Annotated in this window: 12 protein-coding genes; 4 read left to right on the forward strand and 8 right to left on the reverse strand. The window is 42.4% G+C overall.

What is annotated here, in order from left to right; genetic code table 11:
* Positions 1 to 41: 41 nt before the first annotated feature.
* On the reverse strand, positions 42 to 1,454 hold the full coding sequence (locus tag H2R00_RS05185; protein ID WP_154995104.1) for an alanine/glycine:cation symporter family protein: 1,413 nt from the start codon (positions 1,452 to 1,454) through the stop codon (positions 42 to 44).
* 327 nt (positions 1,455 to 1,781) lie between these two features.
* On the opposite strand from H2R00_RS05185, the gene H2R00_RS05190 reads away from it, so the two are divergent.
* The 3 genes from H2R00_RS05190 to H2R00_RS05195 all read left to right on the forward strand — a co-directional run bounded on the left by H2R00_RS05190 (position 1,782) and on the right by H2R00_RS05195 (position 3,359).
* Entirely contained in the window at positions 1,782 to 2,126 is a 345-nt protein-coding gene (locus H2R00_RS05190; RefSeq protein ID WP_154995106.1) for a hypothetical protein, read from the forward strand.
* Positions 2,127 to 2,153: 27 nt separating this feature from the next.
* Positions 2,154 to 2,279, forward strand: coding sequence for a hypothetical protein (locus H2R00_RS21360; protein ID WP_255204407.1), 126 nt, complete (start codon positions 2,154 to 2,156; stop codon positions 2,277 to 2,279).
* A 297-nt stretch (positions 2,280 to 2,576) separates the two neighbouring features.
* Complete coding sequence (locus tag H2R00_RS05195) at positions 2,577 to 3,359, forward strand: (S)-acetoin forming diacetyl reductase (RefSeq protein ID WP_154995107.1); 783 nt, start codon at positions 2,577 to 2,579, stop codon at positions 3,357 to 3,359.
* 215 nt (positions 3,360 to 3,574) lie between these two features.
* Here the strand turns inward: H2R00_RS05195 and H2R00_RS05200 are convergent, their stop codons facing one another.
* From H2R00_RS05200 to H2R00_RS05215, 4 genes are all read right to left on the reverse strand, one after another.
* A complete protein-coding gene (locus H2R00_RS05200) occupies positions 3,575 to 4,981 on the reverse strand; it encodes a sugar porter family MFS transporter (protein ID WP_182070609.1) in 1,407 nt (468 codons plus the stop codon).
* A 278-nt stretch (positions 4,982 to 5,259) separates the two neighbouring features.
* Positions 5,260 to 6,684, reverse strand: coding sequence for an L-arabinose isomerase (araA, locus tag H2R00_RS05205; RefSeq protein ID WP_154995111.1), 1,425 nt, complete (start codon positions 6,682 to 6,684; stop codon positions 5,260 to 5,262).
* A 55-nt stretch (positions 6,685 to 6,739) separates the two neighbouring features.
* Positions 6,740 to 7,435, reverse strand: coding sequence for an L-ribulose-5-phosphate 4-epimerase (locus H2R00_RS05210; RefSeq protein ID WP_182070610.1), 696 nt, complete (start codon positions 7,433 to 7,435; stop codon positions 6,740 to 6,742).
* Positions 7,436 to 7,448: 13 nt separating this feature from the next.
* The gene (locus tag H2R00_RS05215; protein WP_154995115.1) at positions 7,449 to 9,056 is read right to left on the reverse strand and encodes a xylulokinase; all 1,608 of its coding nucleotides are present in this window, start codon (positions 9,054 to 9,056) and stop codon (positions 7,449 to 7,451) included.
* A 352-nt stretch (positions 9,057 to 9,408) separates the two neighbouring features.
* On the opposite strand from H2R00_RS05215, the gene H2R00_RS05220 reads away from it, so the two are divergent.
* Entirely contained in the window at positions 9,409 to 10,500 is a 1,092-nt protein-coding gene (locus tag H2R00_RS05220) for a GntR family transcriptional regulator (RefSeq protein WP_154995187.1), read from the forward strand.
* Between the two features lie 341 nt (positions 10,501 to 10,841).
* Here the strand turns inward: H2R00_RS05220 and parC are convergent, their stop codons facing one another.
* The 3 genes from parC to H2R00_RS05235 form a co-directional block, all read right to left on the reverse strand.
* Positions 10,842 to 13,265, reverse strand: coding sequence for a DNA topoisomerase IV subunit A (gene parC, locus H2R00_RS05225; RefSeq protein WP_182070611.1), 2,424 nt, complete (start codon positions 13,263 to 13,265; stop codon positions 10,842 to 10,844).
* A gap of 4 nt (positions 13,266 to 13,269) precedes the next feature.
* Positions 13,270 to 15,237 carry a DNA topoisomerase IV subunit B gene (parE, locus tag H2R00_RS05230; protein WP_154995119.1) on the reverse strand — a complete coding sequence of 656 codons (1,968 nt, stop codon included), beginning with the start codon at positions 15,235 to 15,237 and terminating at the stop codon, positions 13,270 to 13,272.
* A gap of 322 nt (positions 15,238 to 15,559) precedes the next feature.
* The gene (locus tag H2R00_RS05235; protein WP_154995121.1) at positions 15,560 to 15,973 is read right to left on the reverse strand and encodes a CoA-binding protein; all 414 of its coding nucleotides are present in this window, start codon (positions 15,971 to 15,973) and stop codon (positions 15,560 to 15,562) included.
* Between the last annotated feature and the right edge of the window lie 140 nt (positions 15,974 to 16,113).

Genomic DNA, 16,113 nt, shown 5'->3' on the forward strand with positions numbered 1-16,113 from the left:
TAAGAAAAAGGCGCCCCCAAGGACGCCTTTTTTCATATTGTTTATTTCGATTGCAATGTTTCCTTCTCGTCTTCCCAAGCCTCTGTGTTTTTCAGACCTGGAATCGAGCTTGCCTTAAAGACAGGGTTCTTCCCTGTTTTACGCTGATCAGTATAGTCTTTCAGCACTTTCGCAGCAATTCCGGAAAGAAGCAGAATCGCAATCAGGTTAATGATTGCCATTAATCCCATAAATAAATCCGCCATGTCCCACACAAGCTGGAAACCGGAGACCGATCCGAAGATAACCATTGCAACAACGGCTGTACGGTAAACAGCAAGCGCCGTCTTGCTCTTTTTAATAAACTCAATGTTCGTCTCACCATAATAGTAGTTTCCGACGATCGAGCTGAAAGCGAACAGGAAAATCGCCACTGCGACAAATGCAGGCGCCCAGCTTCCAATGTGATGCTGCATGGCTGCTTGTGTAATCTGAATGCCGTCAAGCTCTTTGCCCGGCGTCAGATTGAACAGCAGGATCATAAAGGCTGTCGCACTGCAGATGACCATCGTATCAAAGAATACGCCAAGCGTTTGGATAAAGCCTTGCTTCGCCGGATGAGAGACATTGGCAGTCGCAGCTGCGTTCGGCGCGCTTCCCATTCCGGCTTCGTTTGAAAACAAGCCGCGCTTCGCACCGATAATAATGATGCTGCCGAGCGTACCCCCTGCAATCTGCTCGATCCCGAAAGCATCTTTCACAATCATCGCGAAAACGGCCGGTATTTGAGAGATATTTGTCAGCACGACAAATAAAGCAAGTGCAAGATAAATGACCGCCATAACCGGAACGATCAATTGCGTAACTGTCACGACGCGTTTCAAACCGCCGAAAATGATAAATCCGGTCAATACCGCCAAAACAATGCCGACCGTTGTTTTATCAAGGTTGAAAGCCCCTTGCATCGAACCGACGATCGTATTGGCTTGCACCGCATTAAAGATCAATCCGAATGTAATCGTAATTAAAACGGCAAAGATAATGCCCATCCATCTGGCGCCCAGCGCTTTTTCCATGTAATAAGCAGGGCCCCCTCTAAAATGATCGCCGTCTTTGACCTTGTAGACTTGAGCCAGCGTACTCTCTACAAAGCTGGAAGCCATTCCGACAAGCGCGACGACCCACATCCAAAAGACCGCTCCCGGTCCGCCTGTTGCAACAGCAAGCGCCACACCGGTCAGGTTCCCCGTACCGACACGCGAAGCGGCGGAAATAAAGAAAGCCTGCAAAGACGAGACGCCTTTTCCTTTCTCCTCCCTTTGTCCGACGATACGAAACATCTCGAAGAAATAGCGGAATTGAACGAATTTCAATTTAAACGTAAAGAACAGGCCTATTCCTATTAATATATAGACTAAATAAGTCCAAATAAAACCGCTCGGGACATTGATGATTTCGCTTAAAATTTCTTCCATAGCACCCTCCTGAAACAAACGAATTTTGTTTTGATGTTAAGTTTTCTAACATGATAGGATTATATCATAATAATGACGCAAGAAAAACTAGATAGAATTTTCTGTTTTTTAATTATAAAGGCTGGTGGCATCATTATTACTTTAGTCCCAATGCTCATTATAGCAGAGTATCATCTTTATTCATATATAAAAATGCGCTTTCATTCCGAATGCGCCGCGAAAAATCTAACGTTGTCAATAAATATTTGCAAACTGTCACAAAATAATCATCTTTTATTATATAATAAAATATGCTAAGATGATGAGATACTAAGGGGATGAGATCAAATGAAAAAGACATTGTTTCTGCAACTGTCCATATTCTTTTTAGTCATTGCGAGCCTTCATTCGTTCTCAATGCCCCAGATGCCGGCAAATCACCATGCGCAAAAAGCCGCTGTTTCAGGAGACGAACTCCATGAACTGACAGCAGGCAAATATGGTGAAGAAAAGGCGAAATCATTATGGAATTCACCCGGTTTTGGAGCTGAATCCATCCTTCTCTTAATCTTAGCTGCCGCTTCCGGCCAAGCGTTCATGATGAACAGGCGGAAAGAGCATCTGAAGGCATTTATGCTCGCGGTGTTCTATCACTCTTCTTATTTCGATAAAGCGCATGTTTTAAAACCATAACCATACAAAAAAACGGGAGGTTTTAACATGTTATATATCATAAGAATGGTGATTATCGGACTATTTTCATTGACAGCAATCAATTTGTTTGTTTTTCAAGGAATTGAATTCATGCACGCGATTACCGATCTTTTCAATCGCCAGGACAGCTGAATTTGAAGCGATCTTAAAACTAGACAATAAAATTTTATGAAACAGTTTGATTGGCATGAGTCCGGCATTGCACATTGTACGGACTCATGCCTTTTCATTTGGTCCTCCTTCGTCTTTAATTCCTTTTATAGTCTTAAATACAGTTTTCCCATCTTCTACAAAAACTATTAAATTTTTTCGAAAAATTTTAAACATTTTTTCAACAAATGCCGGGGGTTTACTCCAAATCTACAAATATAAGATATAATATCCCTGTACCAATTAAATACCAATTACTTATAGAAAGAAGATGTTCATATGAGTAAAGTATCTGGAAAAATTGCTTTTGTTACTGGCGGAGGCCAAGGAATTGGCGAAGCAATCTGCAAACGCTTGGCAGAAGACGGATTCGCTGTTGCAGTTGCCGATTATAATGTAGAAACTGCAACACAAGTTGCTGAGGACATTAACAAACTTAACGGGAAAGCAATTGCGGTTAAAGTGGATGTTGCTGATCGTGATGATGTTTTTAAAGCTGTCGATGAAACAGTAAAACGTCTTGGCGGTCTTGATGTGGTGATCAACAATGCAGGTCTTGGACCAACCACCCCTATTGAAAGCATTACATATGAAGATTATCGTAAAGTCTATGATGTTAACGTCGGCGGTACTTATTGGGGAATACAAGCAGCTGTAAAAGCCTTTAAAGAACTTGGACACGGCGGGAAAATCATTAATGCTTCTTCTCAAGCCGGTCAAGTCGGAAACCCGGGCTTGGCAGTTTACGGCGGAACAAAGTTCGCTGTTCGCGGGATTACCCAAACGGCGGCAAAAGATCTAGCTGAATTAGGCATTACTGTTAACGCCTTTTGTCCGGGTATCGTTAAAACTCCTATGATGATGGGGATTGCACAGCAAACCGCTGATGAAGCAGGCAAGCCATTTGAATGGGGAATGGAACAATTCGCTAAAAATATTGCATTAAAACGCTTATCCGAGCCGGAAGATGTAGCAGCATGCGTTTCTTACCTTGCAGGGCCAGATTCAGATTATATGACCGGCCAGTCTCTTATCATTGATGGCGGCATGGTATTTAATTAATTTTAAAATCATATTCAATATGGAGGGCGGAATTTTCCACCTCCATATTGAATAACAAGCTAGAGCTGATATAGTCACGGTTCGTCCAACCACGCCCCGTTTGAAAATTTTGACCAAAGAGCGTCTTCCCTTTGAAACCCCTGTTGCACTAGTGCAAAGATTTCTCCTGCGATAAGCGGCAACCAAGATAGCTCCTTTCTATTCCGCTCTAAACCTCATAGGTTTATTTGCGCGCTTTTTCCGCCAATTTGTTTATTTTCTCCATTTTTTTCAATTTCTTCTAAACTGCGACCTCGAGTTTCAGGGACGCGTGTCCGGATAAATACAACTCCAAGTAAACAAATCACACCGAAGATTGCAAACACAGCTTCTTGAGACATCGAAGCGGTCATAATAGGAAATAGCAATCCAACCAAGAAAGAACCAATCCAGTTAAATGATGAAGCTAAACCAGACGCACGCCCGCGAATTGCCAGCGGGAAAATTTCTCCAACTATGACCCAAGTTAAAGGGGCCCATGTGAATGAATAAAGTGCTACATAGATACTTAAAAAGACAACCATCATCATCGGATTCGCATTAGGAAGTAATATATTCAATATTGCCGGCAAAATAAAGGATAGCCCCATAATTGTTCCGCCTACTGTTAATAAAGTACGGCGATTAAATTTATCAGCAATCACTAAGAATATTAATGAACCTAGAACGAGAATAATTCCTTGAATAATCGGCCACATCAAAGCTGAACTTGCTGCATTCCCTGTGGCTTTTTCTACAATCAAAGGAATGTAATAAAAGATTGCGTTTGCACCCTGAAATTGTTGAAAAGCAGCAACGCCCACACCGGCAATTAATAAAAAACGATATTTATCGCTTAAGAGTGTAGCCCATGATGCTTTTTGATTTGCCTTTGCCTCCTCTTTGGCAGTTTCTTGAATTTGTGTTATTTCAGAATCAATCTCTCCTTTGTTAGAGCGAAGATAGCTCAACACCTTGCGAGCTTCATCAAGTTTATTGTTCTTTATTAAAAAACGTGGTGATTCGGGTAACTTTAACATTCCAACAAATAAGATCAAAGCAGGTACGGCAGCCAAACCAAGCATCAACCGCCATGCCATTGTTTCCGGTAAATCTTTCAATAGAAAATCAACAATGTAAGAAAGCAACATTCCAGAACAAATCATTGTTTGATTAATTCCTGACAGCCGTCCACGTAAACGTGCAGGCGCCATTTCCGACATATAGGCTGGGACCAATGCAGAAGCAGCACCAACGGCCAATCCCAATAAAACCCGAGAAACAATCAAAAATAGTATCCCATTATGAGGTGCTATTCCTGACAAAATGGATCCAACAACAAAAATGATAGCGGAAATTAAAATCATTTTGCGCCGTCCCAAACGATCAGAAAGTTGTCCGGCCAGGGCGCCTCCAAAAATAGCGCCTAACATTACCGAAGAGGTAATCCAGCCAATAACCCCGGCGTTGTCTTGAAGGTTCCAATCATGTTGCAGAAAAGGCAAAGCACCCGTCATAACGCCGATATCATAACCGAAAAGAATACCGGCAAAAGCCCCAAAAAAATAAATGAAGCCACTTGAGATTTTCTTTTCATTAACCATTAAAGTTCCCTCCTCAAGGTTGAATAAAAATCACACCACTAAAAATATTGATGGCTTTTTAAGAAATAATAAAAGCGTTTTCAAATCGCAAATACATGCTAGGATATTATTTGTTGGGATTTCTCCCTAAATCTCATGATTTTTATTCGCCTATTATTAAACGCTTTCAATTTTTCCTGAACATCACGATAACGCTTACAAAATCATAAATATTTTGAAATCTGATATACCTATTTTTCACCTCCAAGGAAGCAGGACCTCCTCGGAGGTTAGAGGCATTACTTAATCACTACATATTCCAAGTCAACGAGCTTTGCATAAGTGATCATTTGGTCTGTTGTTAAATTCAATGAAACGACTGTATGGTGACCGCCGCCATTCTCAAGCCATGCTTTCACTCCATCTTGGAAGTTAGGCTTCACTTCCCAAAGTACCCGTGCCACTGGAAGGTTTGGTGCTGGAACAGTTGGTTCAAATGCAGAAACTTCGTTAATCAACAGTTTGTAGTGGGTACCAAAGTCTGCCATTGAAACAACCACACCATCTCCTGCTTTTCCGTCGAACACTAGGCGTGCTGGGTCTTCACGATCACCAATACCTAATGGAGATACGATAATTTTTGGTTTGTTGCTTGCTAAAGATGGGTCAACTTCAAGCATATGCGATTGAAGGATTGATTCTTGACCGGCAGCTAATTCATATGTGTAATCTTCCATAAAACCAGTTGATTGGTTACGGCTCATCACTTTGAGCAAGCGATCGAGCGCTGCGGTTTTCCAATCTCCTTCACCAGCAAAGCCATATCCTTGCGCCATCAAACGTTGGACAGCAAGACCCGGAAGCTGTTTCATTCCATATAAATCTTCAAAATTAGTTGTGAAGGCATTGTAACCACCATCATCCAGGAAACGTTTAATAGCGATTTCATAGCTTGCTTGTACTTTTACGCTCTTCTCCCAATCTTCCCGACTGTAAGTGCCATAATCAAATTCATAAAGGTCTGCGTATTCTGCAAACAAATGATTAATTTCTTCATCTGTAACCGCATTCACGTATTGAACAAGATCACCAATACCAAAGTAATCAACTGTCCAGCCAAATTGAATTTGTGCTTCAATCTTATCCCCTTCAGTTACAGCAACGTTACGCATGTTGTCACCAAATCGAGCGACCTTGATGTTGAAGCTTTCGTTATAAGCAACCGCTACGTCCATCCATTCTGCAATTTGCTGTTGCACTTCAGGGCGCTCCCAATAACCTACGACAACTTTATTTTGTTTTTTCAAACGGGCATTGATAAAACCGTATTCACGGTCACCATGAGCAGATTGGTTGAGGTTCATAAAGTCCATGTCAATCGTTGTCCATGGAATACTTTCATTAAATTGTGTCGCCAAATGAAGTAATGGTTTTTGCAATAATTTTGTTCCGCGAATCCACATTTTCGCAGGTGAGAAAGTATGCATCCAAGTGATAACACCGGCTACTTCGTCACGATAATTTACTTCTTTCATGATGCTTGTGATTTTATCTGCATTAACAGCTAAATCTTGCAATACAAGCGGGTATGGCAAAACAGCGCTTTCATTTAATGCATCGGTCATGGCTTGCGCGTGCGCTCTGACTTCTGCCAACGTTTCTTCCCCATAAAGATGTTGTGAACCTACGACAAACCAAAATTCTTTTTTTTCTGTTGTTAACATCATAACCCTCTTTTCTTAAATTAATGGGATAGCTGATAGTTTGATAGAATTGATATTACTTTTGACCATAATAAGCATTTTTACCGTGTTTTCGTAGATAATGTTTATCTAAAATGCGTTGTGGTAATTCTTTTGCAAATAGATTTAATTCTCGTGTAAATAAATTCATTTTCGCAACTTCCTCCAACACCACACTATTCAATACTGCTGATTTTACATCTTTGCCCCAAGTAAATGGACCATGACCATGAAGTAAGACACCAGGAACAGCTAAAATATCTAACCCGCGCTCTTCAAATGTTTCGATAATCACATGACCTGTTTCTGCTTCGTAACCACGATCAACCTCCTCTTGTGTCAAGTAACGGGCACATGGCACGGAACCATAGAATGTGTCTGCATGAGTGGTCCCCATCGCCGGAACATCAAGGCCTGCTTGAGCCCAGATTGTCGCCCAAGTTGAATGAGTGTGTACGATTCCTCCAATTTCAGAGTAATGCTTATAAAGAACCGCGTGAGTCGCTGTATCTGATGAAGGCCTCAGCTCTCCTTCAACAACATTGCCATCTAAATCAACAACCACCATATCCCTGGCTTTCATTGTTTCATAGTCAACACCGCTCGGTTTGATAACGAATAAACCAGTTTCACGGTCAATGGCACTTGCATTTCCCCATGTGTATTTCACGAGGCCATATTTAGGCAGGTCCAAATTTGCTTGTAATACTTCTTCTTTCAGTTGTTCCAGCACGTCAATCCCTCCATTAAATCAAATGATCCACAGCGGCCTGCTCAATCATTAATCCTTTTTTGTACCGTTCGATAAATGCTTCAAATCCTTCTACATCTAATTGATCAGGGTAAATTTCCTGCCCGGCATCCTCTTCAAAGACTTTTTTGTCGAGGAAGTCTTCTAAGCTTTCTTCTTGATCTTTGTTCATCATGTAAGAAGCAAGAATAGCCATACCCCACGCACCGCCTTCTCCGGCTGTTGCCATAACTGATACTGGCGTATTCATTGCAGCTGCAACAATTTTTTGTCCGACAAGAGGGGTTTTGAATAAACCGCCGTGAGCTAAAATGCTATCGATTTCAATTTTTTCCTCTTTGGTCAAAATATCCATTCCGATTTTCAAGGCAGCAAAAGCTGTAAAAAGGTGTGTCCGCATGAAGTTTGCTAAATTGAAACGACTCTCTGGTGAGCGGACAAATAATGGCCGGCCTTTTTCTAATCCTGTAATATTTTCACCGGAGAAATAACCGTAGCTTAGTAAACCACCGCCATCTGAGTCAGCTTCCAAAGCTTTATTTAACATCACTTCGAATAATTTATCCGCTTCAACCTTTTGTCCCATTGCCTCGAAAAATTCACGAAACAAGCCTAGCCAAGCATTAATATCACTTGAGCAGTTATTCGCATGAACCATTCCAACCGGACTACCGTTTGGCGTTGTTACCAAATCAATTTCTGGATATACTTTTGAAAGTTCTTTCTCTAATACAATCATGGCAAAAACTGAAGTTCCTACTGAGATGTTTCCAGTGCGTTTCCTCACACTATTCGTAGCAACCATTCCTGTTCCGGCATCGCCTTCCGGTGGACAAATTGGAATGCCCGGTTGTAAATTTTTTGATCGATCCAGAATTTTCGCGCCAATTTCGGTTAATTCGCCAGCTTGCTCGCCTGAAATATAAACTTTAGGAAGAATATCCTTTATCCTCCAAGGATAGCCTTTGTTTGAAATCAGTTCATCAAACTGCTTGACCATCGATTCATTGTAATTTTGCGTTGATTCATCAATTGGGAACATGCCCGAAGCATCTCCAATGCCAATTGCTTTATTGCCAGTCAGCAACCAGTGAATGTACCCGGCTAAAGTGGTGATATAATCAATGCGAGGCAAATGCTTCTCTTCATTTAATATCGCTTGATATAAATGAGCAATACTCCACCGTTCAGGGATATTGAATTGAAATTGATCAGTTAATTCTTTTGCTGCAGCACCGGTTGTTGAGTTACGCCAAGTTCGAAACGGAACAAGCAGCTCCCCTGTGTTGTCAAAAGCCATATATCCATGCATCATTGCAGAAAATCCAATAGAACCGATTTTGCGAATGGTGATGCCATAATTTCGTTCAACTTCATTCTTCATTTCACTATAAGCTGTTTGCAACCCAGTGATAATATCCACTAAGTTGTACGTCCAAAATCCATCTTCCAAACGGTTTTCCCACTCATAACTTCCAGATGCGATTGTTTCAAAACTGCTATCAATCAACACTGCTTTAATACGTGTGGATCCGAATTCAATTCCAAGTGATGTTTCTCCCTCAGTTATCGCCTGCTTGATGTTTACTTGATTCGCTTTCACGTTATCCCCCCTCTGATAGCGATTTCAATATTATTCGAAAGAAGGCATTTCCCTTTTCGCTTAACTTAATTACAGACTTAGTATATTTTTTGTACGTACATTTGTCAATCTGTAATATAATATGTTCATATAAATATCACAACGATATTTCTGTTCCTTTTTCTCTTAATGCTTATAATAAAAGGTATTTGTATAACATAAAATCTAAAGAAAAAAATTATAATTACTTGTTCATTTTCACGAAAATAAGGCGGAATCTTTTCATTCATTGAAAGCCATGATAAAATATGTCCACACAAATCATTCAATTAAAAAAATTAGAATGCGAACAACTGCGAAAGAAGTGAGTGAAATGAAACCAAAGTATAAGGTCATCATTAATGACATAAAAAGTAAAATCCTTTCAGGAGTTTACAGGGTAGGAGAACAAATTCCTACTGAATCCGCCATACAGGAAGAGTACAAAGTCAGCCGCCACACTGTTCGAAAAGCCATTTTAGAGCTGGCGAACGAGGGGTTTTTAAGAAGTGAAAAAGGGTCTGGCACTTATGTAAGTAACCAGTATCAATCAAAACCTGGGGGGAATTCCAATAATAAAATAATCGGTGTAATCACGACCTACATTTCAGATTACATTTTCCCCTCCATTATCCGTGGAATTGAAGGGAGATTGAATGAGGCTAATTATTCGTTACTATTAGCTAGTACAAATAATGATGTCGAACAAGAAAAAAAAGCTTTGGAAATGATGTTGTCATTTGGCGTAGATGGTTTAATTGTTGAACCTACGAAAAGCAATCTATACAATCCCAATATCGCCTACTATCTTTCGTTTAAGGAACAGGATATTCCTTTCATCATGATCAATGCTTATTATGAAGAATTAGATGTTCCTTTTCTTTGTCTCGATGACGTGCAGTCAAGCTATCTTGCAACAAAAGAATTAATATCAAAAGGACATACACAAATTGGTCTCATTTCAAAAATGGATGATTTACAAGGAAAGTATCGAATGAAGGGGTATATAAAAGCGCTTGGTGAAGCCAAATTACGATTTCACCCAGAGCATGTGCTTTCGTACAATACAGAGACAAAGCTGGACCTATACACAAACCTGAAGAAGTTTCTTAATGAAAAAAGAGACATGTTGACTGCAATCGTCTGCTACAACGACGAAGTCGGGCTGGAAGTAGCAAATGTATGCAGACAACTTAATATTTCTATCCCGGACAAATTGTCAATTATTGGTCAGGACAATTCGTATATTGCCAAAAATGCGAATATCAAACTAACAACATTGACACACCCTCAAGAACAAATGGGACACGATGCAGCTGATTGGGTCATTAAGAAATTACAAGGAAAGAAAGATTTACCAAATGAAACCTACTATCAACCTGTGTTAATTGAAGGCGAAACCGTAAAGGAGTTAGACATACAATAATCTTGGTGTGATTAAGAAAAACCCAGTCCATGTTCACTAAAGGCGCGAACACGGACTGGGTTGTTTTACTCTGTTATCAATTATGCAGCAAAGAAGCCCCGCAATGGTTATCACGATTTAATTTTGAATCAGAAAAACGGGCGAAAATCTCACCGAAGAGAAAAAGGCAGTCTTTGATATATTAGGTGCTGTCTACTTGTGTCACAGAAAGTAGCATCGTGCTGTTTAAGGTTTATCCGGCATGCTATTTTTCTTTAGCATTCACCGTTATCTTGCAGAAACGGCTTGATAGGCATGTGGTGATACCCCTAGATGAATGATAATCGGGGTGCAGGTCGATTTCACTCCCGTTCATGTTTGCTGATCCATACATCCGTTACTTCTCCTGCCTCATCTTCGTCGATGATGAAAGAACCGTTGCTGTACCGATCATGAAGCTTGATTTCTTTGACAAGCATCTCCTCTGTGATGCCTTTTTCGGTTTGAAGCGTGATTTGATCATGATATGAACATGCGAGCAGCCCGGCGATGCGGTGAGGTTTTTTCTTCAGTTCCCTCAGCATGAGGACCCCTCGTTTCGCCCTTGACGTTTTTTCAAATTCGGTGCGGTTCATCCGCTTAATAGATCCGCGCTGGGTCACGAGCACGAGCACGTCCGATTCATCTAACACCTGGCCGCTGGCGACAAAGTCGCCGTCTTTTAAATTGACACCTTTGACACCGGCCGCCCTTGCGCCGACAACGCTGACCTCATCTTCTGAGAACCACAGGCCGTAGCCGGAATGTGTCGCGATAAACAAATCTTTCGTTCCGTCCGTTACATGAACATCAACCACTTCATCGTCGCCTTTTAAATTAAGGGCAACCAATGCTTTTGAATAGCGCTGTGCTTTATACTGCATCAGCTGAGTTCTTTTCGCCATTCCGTTTTTCGTAAAGAACAGCAGATATTCAGATTCGGTAAACTCTCTGACAGGGATCGCCTTGACGATGGATTCATCGCTATCAATCGATATGATATTCGTTATATGCTGACCCAAATCTTTCCATCTGATATCAGGAAGCTGGTGAACCGGACAATACACATAGCTCCCCTTATTTGTAAACAGGAGCAGAACGTCTGTCGTATTCATTTCCAGCTGGCAGAGCAGACGGTCGGTATCTTTCATGCCGAAGTCCTGGCCGTTTGATGCAGCAAAAGACCGCTGACTCGTTCGTTTAATATAACCGTCTTTCGTCACGGTCACATAAACGTCTTCAGACGCCACCATCACTTCAAGGTTGATTTTGATTTCTTCGATTTTTTCTTCGATGACAGAGCGCCTTTGACCGGCATAGGTTTTTTTCACTTTTTTCAAGCTGTCTTTGATCACTTTCAAGAGTTTTTTGTCATTGGAAAGGATCTCTTCCAGCTCTTTGATCTTCTGATCGAGTTCTTTTGCTTCTTGTTGAAGGGCCGTAATATCTGTGTTTGTCAGCCTGTACAGCTGCAATGAAACGATCGCTTCAGCCTGCGGCTCTGTAAATGCGAACTTTTCGATCAGATTGTTTTTGGCATCACGCTTGTCATTGGAGGAGCGGATCGTCGCAATGACTTCATCCAAAATGGACAGTGCTTTCATCAATCCTTCTACGATATGATGCCTTTCCTTCGCTTTTTTCAGCTCATACTGAGAACGGTTGGTGATGACTTCTTTTTGGTGGCCGATATAAGCGTCCAAAATCGATGTGAGATTCATCAGCATCGGTCTTCTGTTATGAATGGCGACCATGTTAAAGTTGTACGGAATCTGTAGGTCCGTGTTTTTGTACAAGAAATTTAAAATGCCTTGTGCATCCGCTTCTTTTTTCAGCTCAATCACGATTCTGAGACCTGTCCGGTCGGTCTCGTCACGGACTTCGGAAATTCCTTCGACTTTCCGTTCAATCCTGAATTCGTCCATTTTTTTCACTAAATTCGCTTTGTTGACTTCAAACGGAATTTCAGTAATGACAATTTGCTGGCGGCCGCCTCTGATCGTTTCGATCTCGGCTTTGCCCCTGATGATGATTTTTCCTTTTCCGGTTTCATAGGCTTTTTTTATGCCTTCTTTCCCCTGGATGATTCCTCCGGTCGGAAAGTCCGGACCCTTTACGAGCTCCATCAGGTCATCCACACTGCAGTTCGGAGAGTCGATCCGCTTTATCACGGCATCGATCACTTCCCCGAGATGATGCGGCGGAATGTCAGTCGCATACCCGGCGGAAATCCCTGTCGATCCGTTGACAAGCAGGTTCGGGAACATCGCCGGAAGGACGACAGGCTCCTTGCTCGTATCATCAAAGTTTGGTACAAACTCGACCGTTTCTTTGTCAATATCCCGCAAAAGCTCTGAAGCGATCGCCGCGAGCCTTGCTTCTGTATAACGCATCGCAGCCGGCGGGTCACCGTCGATGCTTCCGTTGTTTCCGTGCATTTCAATCAGCACGTTGCGAACCTTCCAGTCCTGGCTCATCCGCACCATCGCTTCGTAGACCGAACTGTCTCCGTGAGGATGATAGTTCCCGATCACATTACCGACCGTTTTTGCGGCCTTGCGGAAGTTCTTATCGTGTGTGTTCCCTTCCGCATGCATGGCGTATAAGATTCTTCTTTGAACAGGCTTCAGGCCGTCCCTTGCATCAGGGAGCGCACGATCCTGAATAATGTATTTGCTGTATCGGCCGAAACGGTCGCCGATCACGTCTTCCAATGGTAAATCATGATAAATCTCTGGCTGTGCCATTTATTTAAACCTCCTCAGCGACCGATAAATTCTCGTTTTCCAAAATATTGCTTTCTTCATCAAGTCCGAAGGCGACGTTTTTCTCAATCCATTTTCGTCTCGGCTCAACTTTGTCGCCCATCAATGTCGTCACGCGCCGTTCCACACGGGCCGCGTCATCGATTTTAACCCTGACAAGTGTTCTTGATTCGGGGTTCATTGTCGTTTCCCAAAGCTGATCAGCATTCATTTCGCCGAGACCTTTATAGCGCTGGATCGTATATCCTTTTCCGACTTTTTTGAGGACGTCGTCCATTTCTTCATCAGACCAGGCATATTCAATGATTTCTTTTTTGCCCGATCCTTTGCTCACTTTATAGAGCGGCGGCAGTGCGATAAACACTTTACCATGCTCGATCAGCGGCTTCATATAGCGGTAGAAAAAGGTCAGGAGCAACACTTGAATATGAGCGCCGTCTGTATCCGCATCTGTCATGATGATGACTTTGTCATAATTGATGTCCTCAATGTCAAAATCGGCGCCGACCCCTCCGCCGATCGCATGAATGATCGTATTGATCTCTTCATTTTTAAAAATATCGGCCAGCTTCGCTTTTTCCGTATTGATAACCTTTCCGCGGAGCGGCAGGACAGCCTGGAATTTCCGGTCTCTTCCCTGCTTTGCTGATCCTCCGGCAGAGTCACCCTCCACGAGATACAATTCGTTTTTGGACGGATTCCTTGATTGTGCAGGCGTCAGCTTGCCGGAGAGCGTCGCTTCGGATTTCTTTCTTTTCTTTCCGCTTCTTGCCTCTTCTCTTGCTTTTCTCGCAGCTTCTCTTGCCTGGGAAGCTTTAATCGCTTTTTTGACGAGCAATGTTGCCGTTTCCCTGTTTTCTTCAAGGAAATAAGCGAGCTGCTCAGAGACGATCGCATCAACGGCTGACCTTGCTTCACTTGTGCCGAGCTTTCCTTTTGTCTGTCCTTCAAATTGGAGAAGCTCTTCCGGAATCCGGACGGAAACGATTGCTGACAGGCCTTCCCTGATATCCGTTCCTTCAAGGTTTTTGTCCTTTTCTTTTAAAAGGGCCACCTTTCTCGCATACTCGTTGAATGCTCTCGTCATCGCCGTTTTGGCACCGGACTCATGGGTTCCTCCGTCTTTCGTTCTGACATTATTGACGAACGACAGGATGTTTTCGGAATAGCCGTCATTAAACTGAAACGCGAAGTCAACCTCGATGCCGTTGTGCTCTCCTTCAAATGAGACTACTTCAGAAAACGCGTCTTTCTCCTCATTTAAATAAGCGACAAAAGCTTCGATTCCGTTTTCATATAAAAACGTTTCTTTTGTATGATCGCGCTCATCGATCAATTCGATTTTTAGTCCTTTTAATAAAAAGGCTGATTCTCTCAGACGCTCTGAAAGCGTTTCAAAGTTAAACGTCGTCGTGCTGAACATCGTAGGATCAGGCTTGAAATGAATCAGGGTGCCGGTCTTTTTGGTCGTTCCGATTTTATCAAGGGATGTCACCGGTTTGCCGCCGTTTTCAAAACGCTGCCTGTAAACATTTCCGTCCCGCTCAATCGTGACTGTCAGCCACTCGGACAGGGCGTTTACAACGGATGCACCGACGCCGTGCAGCCCTCCGCTCGTTTTATAGCCGCCTTGGCCGAACTTTCCTCCGGCATGCAGCACTGTCAAAATAATTTCGGGAGTCGGTTTGCCGAGCTTATGCATTCCTGTTGGCATTCCCCGGCCTCTGTCTTGCACCGATATGCTGTTATCTTTATGTATCTTTACTATAATGTGATCCCCATGGCCCGCAAGGACTTCATCGACGGAATTATCGACGATTTCATATACGAGATGGTGCAGGCCCCGGCTGTCTGTCGAACCGATGTACATACCGGGGCGTTTTCTGACCGCTTCCAGGCCTTCGAGCACCTGTATGGAATCATCATTATAGTCAACTTGCTGTTTCTTAACCAAATGCATAAACCCCTTTCAAAAATCAAACATTGCTTATAAAGAATAATACACACTCTGTCATGTAAAGCAAAGTATTATCCGATTCTTTTCCAATCGCTTCAATCATTGGCAGTAAATGTTAAAATGAAAGCCGCTATTTTGCACAGCCGTCATTTTACACGATTCGTCCCCCGCAGGACAAGGCTATCCCAATCGCAATTGGAAAATCATTCTTAAAAAAACTGTCCAAGACTTATTGTAGCCGTTTTTCACAGCAATTCGCAAACATATTCTCGCATAAAAAAGACAAAAACCCTTGAAAAAACAAGGATTTTTGTCTTTTTTATGCCGATTTTGTTAACGCGTGCGCCACTTTTATGCACAAATCCATAATCACCGTATAGCCTTTTTCGCTCAGAAGCCGATAAGCTTCTTCGTTGACAAGTCCCTGCTGCGCCCAAAACACATCTGCGTCTATCTCCAGAAATTCATTTGCGACATCAGGCAGATGCTCGGATCTTCTGAACACGTTGACGATATCAACGTGTCCTTCAATGTCTTTTAAGGATGCGACAGCCTTGACGCCCAGCGCCTCATCTATGGTCGGATTGACAGGGATGATGTCATATCCCGCGTCCTGCATCGCTTTTGACACCATGTACGATGTTCTTTCAGGGTTGTCGGACAAGCCGACTACCGCGATTCGTTTGCTGTTTTCAAGAATGTTTTTGATTTCCTGTTTAGAAGGGTTTTCCATGCCGATCACTCCTTTTACGTTCAGTTTACACGAAAACAGAGGCGATAATCAAAATTTTCATATGATTAGAGCGCATTATTTTGTATGATATATACGGTACTTTTAAGAAAAGCCGTCATGAAAGGCGCCTCTCATGTTAA

This window comes from Bacillus haynesii (assembly GCF_014042035.1).
Taxonomy (GTDB): domain Bacteria; phylum Bacillota; class Bacilli; order Bacillales; family Bacillaceae; genus Bacillus; species Bacillus haynesii.